Genomic DNA, 8,736 nt, shown 5'->3' with positions numbered 1-8,736 from the left:
TGCGGCCGAACTCGTGGAGTGACAGATCGGCCACTGCGAAGTCAATGCCGTTGCGGGTCTGCAACCGTTCCGCGGTCATCGCGAAGTCCTCCAAGAAGCTTCAGAGAGCGAACTGTCCGGTGTGGACAGTTCGGAACAGATTGGCCTCGGCCGCGGCCACCGGGCCGTAGGCTTCGGTGAACCGGTCGGCGAACCGCGCGGGATCGACCGAGTACTCCTGCGAGCCCTGGGACTCCAGGACGAAGGTCGCGAGCGTGCAGCCGAGCTGCATCGACCGCTCGGCCGGCAGTCCCTGGTCGAGACCGGAGAGGAAGCCGGCCCGGAACCCGTCGCCGACCCCGGTCGGGTCCACGACCTGCTGAGCCGCGACGGCGGGCACGTGCACGGTCGGCATGCCCGCCATCTCGAGCCGGACGCCCTTCTCCCCCAGCGTGGTGATCCACGCCCCGACCCGGTCGAGCACCTCTGCCTCGGACCAGCCGGTCTTCGACAGCAACAGGTCGTGCTCGTAGTCGTTGGTGAACAACCAGGTCGCGCCGGTCAGCAGTGAACGGATCTGCTCACCGTCCATTCTGGTCAGTTGCTGCGAGGGGTCCGCCGCGAACGGATGGCCGTCGCGCACGCACTCGGCGGTGTGGCGCAGCATCGCCTCGGGGTCGTTGGGCGAGACCAGTACCAGGTCCAGTCCCCCGAGCCTGTCCGCGACCGGCGCGAGGTCGATGTTCCGGGCCTCCGCCATCGCGCCTGTGTAGAAGGACGCGATCTGGTTCTGGGCGTCGTCGGTGGTGCACAGGAACCTCGCGGTGTGGCGGGTCTGCGACACCAGCACCGACGCGGTGTCGACGCCGTGGTCCTCCAGCCACGCCCGGTACTCGGCGAAGTCCCGGCCCACCGCGCCGACGAGGGCCGGCTGGGAACCGAGCAGGCCGAGGCCGAAGCAGATGTTGGCCGCGACACCTCCTCGCCGCACCTCCAGCGCGTCCACCAGGAACGACAGCGACACGGAGTCGAGCCGGTCGGCGAGGAGCTGGTCGGCGAAACGGCCGGGGAACACCATGAGGTGGTCGGTGGCGATCGAACCGGTGACGGCCAGGCGCATCGTCAGCCTCCGTTCACGAGGTCGCGCAGCGCGTCGGCACGGTCGGTCGACTCCCAGGGGAGCTCGACGTCGGTGCGGCCGAAGTGGCCGTACGCGGCGGTCGGGGCGTAGATCGGACGGAGCAGGCCGAGGTCGCGGATGATCGCGGCCGGACGGAGGTCGAACACCTCGGCGATGGCCTGCTGGATCTTGATCGGGTCGACGGTCTCGGTGCCGAACGTCTCGACGAAGAGGCCCACCGGAGCCGCCTTGCCGATCGCGTAGGCGACCTGGACCTCGACCCGTGAAGCCAGACCGGCGGCAACGGTGTTCTTCGCGACCCAGCGCATCGCGTACGCCGCCGAGCGGTCCACTTTGGACGGGTCCTTGCCGGAGAACGCGCCACCACCGTGACGGGCCATGCCGCCGTAGGTGTCGACGATGATCTTGCGACCGGTCAGGCCCGCGTCACCCATCGGGCCGCCGATGACGAAGCGGCCGGTCGGGTTCGTCAGCAACCGCACGTTCGTCGTGTCGATGTTCAGCGCAGCGAGTTCGGGAGCCACGACGTGCTCGCGCAGGTCGACGCCGAGCAGGTTCTCGAGGTCGATGCCGTCGGCGTGCTGGGTGGAGATGACGACGGTGTCGAGGCGCACGGGCTGGTCGCCCGCGTACTCGATGGTGACCTGCGTCTTGCCGTCCGGGCGCAGGTACGGCACGGTGCCGTCCTTGCGGACCGCGGTCAGACGGCGGGAAAGCCTGTGCGCCAGGGCGATCGGCAGCGGCATCATCTCCGGCGTGTCGCTGCACGCGTAGCCGAACATCAGGCCCTGGTCGCCGGCACCCTGCCTGTCGATCTCGTCGTCGGCGCCCTCGACGCGGTTCTCGAACGCCGTGTCGACGCCCTGCGCGATGTCCGGCGACTGCGCGCCGATGGCCACGTTCACACCGCACGAGTGGCCGTCGAAGCCCTTCGCGGACGAGTCGTAGCCGATCTCCAGGATCTTCTCGCGGACGATCGTGGGGATGTCCGCGTACGCCTCGGTGGTCACCTCACCCGCCACGTGCACCTGACCCGTGGTCACCAGCGTCTCCACGGCGACGCGGGAACGCGGGTCCTGGGCCAGCAACGCGTCCAGGATCGAGTCACTGATCGCGTCACAGATCTTGTCCGGGTGGCCTTCGGTCACCGACTCACTGGTGAACAACCTGCTGTTGGTCATCGCAAAGCACTCCTCGCAGATGGGTGGGGGAAAGCTGTCGGGACTAAGCGGCCGGCGAAACGACGTCCGAGCTGTGCGCGTAGATCTCGTCGCACAGGCGAAGCACCTTCTCCAGCGACTGGGGTGCGGTCATCACGTCCGCGTGGCTGCTGGTGTCGACCACGGTCTCGCGGAAGTCGTCGATCTGGGACTTCCAGTCGTGCCAGTACTCGACGCCGTCCATCCCAGGCAGCTCCGGGTTGGCGAAGAGCACCATGTAGTCCTTGAACTCGCCGAAGAACTCGCCGCTGCGGTTGCGGAAGTAGTGGCAGGACACCGAGTCCGGCCGGGGCAGCCGCGACGTCACGTAGTTCTCGCCCTGCATCGCCTCGAAGTACAGGGCGAGCGGGACGACCTGTTTGCGCAGCTGCGCCTCGGTCTTGGTGATCCCGGCGGCCAGGGCGGCCTTGATGAGCGAGTCGAGGAAGTCCGGGTAGGACAGAGTCGGGTCGACCTCGTCCCTGTGCAGGATCGGCGTCGCGCCTTCCTCGGTGTTCAGGCTGTTGTTGCCGAGCACGAGGTTCACCGCGCGGAACGCGGAGACCTTGGCGACCGCGTCCGGCTCGGTCCTGCCGCCCTGCATGATGGCGTTGACCTGGTTGGTCGCCGGGGCGTCCAGGGAGTCGAGCATGACCAGGGTGTTCACCTCCGCACCCTGCAGCTGGAGCTGGCGCACGACCTCGTAGGCCAGCAGGCCTCCCAGCGAGAACCCGCCGATGTCGTAGGGCCCCTCCGGTTGCACCGCGCGGATGAGGGACGCGTAGTGCCTGGCCATCGGCACCTGTCCGCCGAGGATCTCGCCGGCCCCGGCCCATCCCTTCGGCTGGATCCCGTAGAACGGGCGTCCGGAACGGTCGGCGAGCGGGCGGTAGGACTCCACTCCCCCGTTGCCGTGGTGGATCCAGAAGACCGGCCTGCCCGCACGGCCCCGGTTCATCTGGACGAGCTCTGGATGGTCCTCCAGCGCCACGACGGGCGCGGACGTCGCGCCGACGGCGGCGAGCACGTCGCGCAGCGACTCGCATTCCGCGATGACGTCCAACGACAGGGTGTCGTCGACGTGCTTGCGCAGCTGGGACAGGAACTGGGCCATGAAGATCGAGTCGAAGCCGTAGCGCCGCAGGGGCGCGTCCAGCTCCAGCTGCGCGGGCTCCAGTTCGAGGACGTCCGCCAGCAGCGCCGTGACCTGCTCCGCGACCGTGCCGGGAGCCTCGTCGCGCTGGACAGGAAGGGTTTCGGGTACCTCGACGGGAAGGGCCGCGGCCCTCGGCTGACGAACGGCGCCGTCGCTCTCGGCGACGAGGACCTGCCACCCGGACGCGTCCTCGGCGGCGGCGAAGACACCGCGGAAGCCCTCTTCGGCCAGCGGCCGTCGCCACCCGCTCTCCTGGTCGGTGAGCAGCAGGATCCCGTTGGTCCGCAGGGCGGCCTTCACGTTGCGCAGGGCGACGCGGGGGCCGTGCCGCAACCCGGTCGCGACCACGACGTCGAACGAACCGGCCTGGAGACCTTGTGCGGCAAGGGGTTTCTCGACGTCGAACACGCGGGTCTCGAAGTAGTGCGCCGTCTCGCCGAGCTCCTGCCGGGCGGTCTCCAAGAACTCCTCGGAGTCGCCGGTGTAGCAGTAAGTTTCGAGGTGGTCCCGCCACGCGCCGAGGTGGCGCAACACCGTGTTGCCGGCCTCCCCGATCTCCAGCACTCGCAGCGTGGTCATGGGGTCGTCCGCCACGCGGTGCCGCACGTAGTCGACGAGCGATTCCGCCAGAGCGTTGCTCACGTCGCCGGCGATCGGTTCGACCACCACACTGCTCGCGGGGTGATGACCGGCCGGCACAGGCGCGACGTGCTCGATCACGTCCTCGCTGAGAAGTCCGTCGAACGCGCGGGTGCTCGTCACCTTCATCATCGCCAGCTGGGAGCGCTGGGAGCCCAGGAGCGTGTCGTAGGCGGCCATTCCCTCGGCGGGTTCGATCGACGCGACACCGCCCTTGGCCATCCGGTCGCGGTGGGCCTCGTCGGCGGCGACTCCGACGCCGCCCCAGTAACCCCAGTGCATCACCTTGACGGGACAGGACAGCCGGGTGCCCAGGTGCTCGGCGTAGGCGTCGGCGAACGTGCAACCGGCCGCGTAGTTGGCCTGTCCGGGTGAGGTGAGGAACGACTGGAGCGAGGAGAAGAACACGACGAAGTCCAGTGGCTCGCCCGCGAACACCTCCGCGATGGTGGTCGCGACATCGGCCTTGGCGGCGTAGGTCGCGCCGAACCGCTCCTCGTCCATCCGCGCCAGGCTCTGGTCTCCGAGCACGATGGTGGAGTGCAGCACTCCCCGCACCGGGCCGTAGCGGCGCACGATCTCGTCACGGGCCCGGCTCAGCGCCACCGGGTCGGTCGCGTCGGCCTGGATGTAGTCGGGGGCGGGTCCGTGGGCCACCAGCCGCGTGCGCAGGCCCTCGATGCGGTCGTCGAGGGGACGACGGCCGATCCACACCACCCGTGCCTTGTGCCGGCGGATGAGGTGCTCCGTCCACACGACACCGATGCCTCCCGCGCCGCCGATGGCCACGACAACGTCGTCCGGTCGCAGGTTCTCGTGCACGGGTCCGGACGGAACCGGCTCGGCCAGCTCCACCAACGCCTGGCGGTACCACTCGCCGTCGCGGCGTGCCAGCACCGCGCCCCCCGGCTGCGGGGCCAGTTCCAGCACCTCGTGCCACGGAACCGGCTGCCCCGCAGGCACGTCCACGACCCTGACAGGCCACTGTGGACATTCCTGGGCGAGCGAGCCGAACAGGCCGTGCAGGCCCGCTCCCGCCGGGTCGGTCTCGCTGTCGCCGGGAAGGAGACGTGCCTGCTCGGTGATCACGGTCCAGCCGATCTCCCGGCTGTCACCGCCTGCCGCCTGGACCGCCTTCACCAGCCGGAACGCCGCGCGTGCGTCCGCCTCCAGCACCACCACGTGCGTGGCGTCGGCGGGGAACTCCGAGGTCGGGTCGTCCAGCACCGCGGTGTTCGGCCGGATCGCCCGGAAGGCGGCGTGGTGTTCCGCGCTGCCACCGAACAGCACCACCTTGTCGTTCTCCGCCGGCCACGGGGCGACCGGCTCCACGCCGACGGCGTCCCACGCCTGCGTCATGAGGCACGTCCGGCCCTCCGCGGGCGCCCTCAGGGTCTTGATGCTGAAGCCGAGCAGCCGCACGCGGACAAGGCCGTCGGTGTCGCAGACGTCGATGTCGAACCGGTGCACGTCACCACCGCGGTCCTCGGTCGCGCGGCGGATCACGGCCCAGCCGTCCGCCGGAGTCGCGCCGCGGACCTCGACCTCGCGCACCGCGAAGGGCAGCGCTAGACGACCGGCACCGTCGTTCTCACCGCCCCACGCGCCGAGAACGGCCTGGAACGCACCGTCGAGCACGCTGGGGTTGAGCACCAGCGGCGACACGGCCTCGCTGGGCACGGTCAGCCTCGCCACCGCCACACCGTCGCCCTGGTGCAGGGAACACACAGCGCGCAACGACGGGCCGTAGTTCATGCCGAGCCGTTCGTAGGTCTCGTAGAACTCGGCGGAGTCCATGGCGCGGGGGCACGAATCGAGCAACCCCCGCACGTCGATCTTCTCGGCGGTCGTGGCGAGCGCCGCGTCGACCTGCCCGACGCCCTGGGCGTGGACCGTCTCCGCACCTTCCACCCTCACCTCGAACGCGCCGTCGCCGGCCGAGAGGCGCACCTCGACGTCGCACTGCCCGGTGACCTCGATGGGCCGTAGCCAGCACAGGTCACGCAGCCGCACGCCTCCATCGCCACCGGTCAGCGCTTCCCGCGCCAGTTCGAGGTAGGCGGCCGCGGGCAGCACCGGAACTCCGCGCACGAGGTGATCGCGCACGTAGAACTCATTGCCGCTCAACGCATGTGGCTTCGGGCCGCTCGGCTGGGCGGCAGCTCGGGGGGTGTTGTCGGCGATCCAGAAGCGGCGCAGGTTGAACGGGTAGGACGGCAACGGGATCCGGCGCGGCGGAGTGCCGCCGTGCAACCGGCGCCAGTCGAAGTCGAAGCCACCGGCCCACAGTTCGAGCAGGCGGGACAGCTTGCCCTTGGCGACCCAGGTGTCCATCGCCGCGGCGATGTCCTCGTCCGCGGCGAGCGCCTTCCACAGCGCGTTCGGCTGCGGGCTGCCCGTGTGCACGTGCCCAGGCGCCTCGCCGGAAACGAACGCCCGCAGCACTTCCCTAAGTTCCCCCACGGTCCCGGCGGTGAAGGCGAGCCGTTCCGCCATCGCCACCCTGCCGACCTGGAGGGTGTACGCGATGTTCGCCAGGTCGCTGTCGGCCGGCGCGTGCTCGTCGATCCAGGTGAGCAGCTGCTGAGCGCGAGCCACGAGGGTCGTGGACTCCTTGGCGGACAGCACGAAGGCGAACGGCCCCTGCTCGGCGCTCGTCTCGGCGGGTGCGCGGTACTCCTCGATCACGACGTGCGCGTTGGCCCCGCCGAAGCCGAACGAGCTGATGCCGGCCCGGCGCGGAAGCTCGGTGCCGTCGGCGTCGAGCGGCGCCACCCAGGGCTGCCGTTCGCGCACCAGGAAGAACGGGCTGCCGTCCAGCTCGACGTACGGGTTGACGGTCTCGCTGTGCAGGCTCTCGGCGAGCGTGCGGTGACGCATCTGCAGCAGCACCTTGAGCACGCCGGCCACGCCTGCGGACAGCTCCAGGTGCCCGATGTTGGTCTTGACCGTGCCGATGCCGACGTGGCTGCCGGTGACCTCGGCCCCGTGGTCGGCGTAGAGCTCGCGGAACGCCTCCCGCAGACCGTTGATCTCGACGGGATCGCCGAGCTTCGTCCCGGTGCCGTGCGCCTCGATGTAGCCGACCGTGCGCGGGTCGATGCCGGCCCGGCGGTGGGCGTCGAGAATGACCTTGGCCTGGGCCCTCGGGTTCGGCGCGGTCAGCGAGTTGGCGCGGCCGCCGTGGTTGACGGCGGTCGCCCGGATCACGCCGTGGACGTGGTCGCCGTCGCGTTCGGCGGCGGACAGCCTCTTCAGCACGAGCATCCCGATGCCCTCGCCCCGGGAGTAGCCGTCGGCGCGGTCGGAGAACGACTTGCAGCGGCCGTCGTCGCTGAGCATCCCCGCGCGCCCGAAGCTGATGTGCCCGTCCGGCACGAGCACGGTGTTGACCCCGCCCGCGACCGCGAGCGAGCACTCGCCCCGTTCCAGCGCGGCGACCGCCCGGTGCAGCGCGACCAGGGAGCTGGAGCAGGCCGTCTCGACCGGCTCGCTCGGGCCGTGCACGTCGAGGAAGAAGCTCATCCGGTTGGGACCGATGGACGGCACGGTGGCCGTCGCGGCCACGCCTTCCCCGCCGCGCGCGTGGTCCTCGATCAGCCGCTGGTAGCCCGTGCCCGCGGTGCCCACGATGATGCCCAGGTCGCCGCCGGCCAGTGAGGACGCCGCGTATCCGGCGTCCTCCAACGCCTTCCACACGTGCAGCATGAGCAACCGGTGCTGGGGGTCCATCAGCCGGGCCTCGCGCGGCGCGATGCCGAAGAACTCCGGGTCGAAGTCGGCGACGCCGTCCATGAACCCGCCCCACTTGACGGTGGTGCGGCCCTCCTCCGCGAACGGGTCGCCGTACAGCTCCTTCCAGTCCCAGCGGTCGGCGGGCACCTCGCTGATGCAGTCGCGGCCCTCGGACAGGTTGCGCCAGAACGCGTCGAGGTCGTCCGCCTGCGGGAAGCGGCCGCTCATGCCGATGATCGCGATCGGGTCCGTTCCGCGGTCGGCGGGGACGGGCGTCTGGCGCGGAGGTGATGCGGGGACACGAACGGCGGCGCGAACTGGTTCCTCCGCCACTGCGACGGCGGCGCGGACCGGTTCCTTCACCACCGGGGCGGCGGCGGGACGCAGGCCGAGGCGGTCCGCGATCCGGGCTCCGTGCTCGCCGGCGATGTGCGCGGCCAGCTCGCGCAGGTTGGGGTGGTCGAACATGGTGGTGGGCTTGATGTCGACGTCCAGCGCGTCGTTCACCATGGTCGCGAGCTGGGTGATGATCACCGAGTCGAGGCCGTACTCGCTCAGGTCGACGTCCACGTCCAGGTCGTCGGCGCTGACCTTGAGCAACTGCCGGACCTTGTCGGCCAGCACGTCGCAGACCCGGTCCCGCAGGACGTCCGGGTCGATGCCGGGGGTCGTCGCGGGCTGGGCGGGCCCGGCCTCCTGCAGCTGCCTGGCCAGGCGTACCGCTTCCGCCTTGTCGATCCGGCCCTGACTGACCAGTTCGTACAGCTGGGTCACCGAGGTGACGCGGTGGCTCATGTCGGGCTCCGTTCGCGTTCGGGGAAGTGCCGAGGCGCCGCAGGGGCACGCGGGAGGTGGCACGCACCTGCCTCGCTCACGGTCGCGGAGCG

The 8,736-nt window shown here is 70.4% G+C and carries 3 protein-coding genes; all 3 read right to left on the bottom strand.

Features of this window, described 5'->3' with window-relative positions; genetic code table 11:
• Positions 1 to 100 precede the first annotated feature (100 nt).
• The 3 genes from ACIQF0_RS15630 to ACIQF0_RS15620 are packed head-to-tail and all read right to left on the bottom strand — an operon-like array spanning position 101 to position 8,644.
• Entirely contained in the window at positions 101 to 1,099 is a 999-nt protein-coding gene (locus tag ACIQF0_RS15630; protein WP_401029901.1) for a carbohydrate kinase family protein, read from the bottom strand.
• 2 nt (positions 1,100 to 1,101) lie between these two features.
• Complete coding sequence (gene metK / locus ACIQF0_RS15625) at positions 1,102 to 2,301, bottom strand: methionine adenosyltransferase (protein WP_401029898.1); 1,200 nt, start codon at positions 2,299 to 2,301, stop codon at positions 1,102 to 1,104.
• Between the two features lie 43 nt (positions 2,302 to 2,344).
• Positions 2,345 to 8,644: an SDR family NAD(P)-dependent oxidoreductase gene (locus ACIQF0_RS15620; RefSeq protein ID WP_401029895.1), complete on the bottom strand. Its 6,300-nt coding sequence runs from the start codon at positions 8,642 to 8,644 to the stop codon at positions 2,345 to 2,347.
• Between the last annotated feature and the right edge of the window lie 92 nt (positions 8,645 to 8,736).

Source organism: Lentzea sp. NPDC092896, from assembly GCF_044754905.1.
In the GTDB taxonomy this organism is placed as follows: Bacteria; Actinomycetota; Actinomycetes; order Mycobacteriales; family Pseudonocardiaceae; genus Lentzea.
Note: the sequence above shows the minus strand (reverse complement) of the source record. Positions and strands in the feature narration are given on the sequence as shown.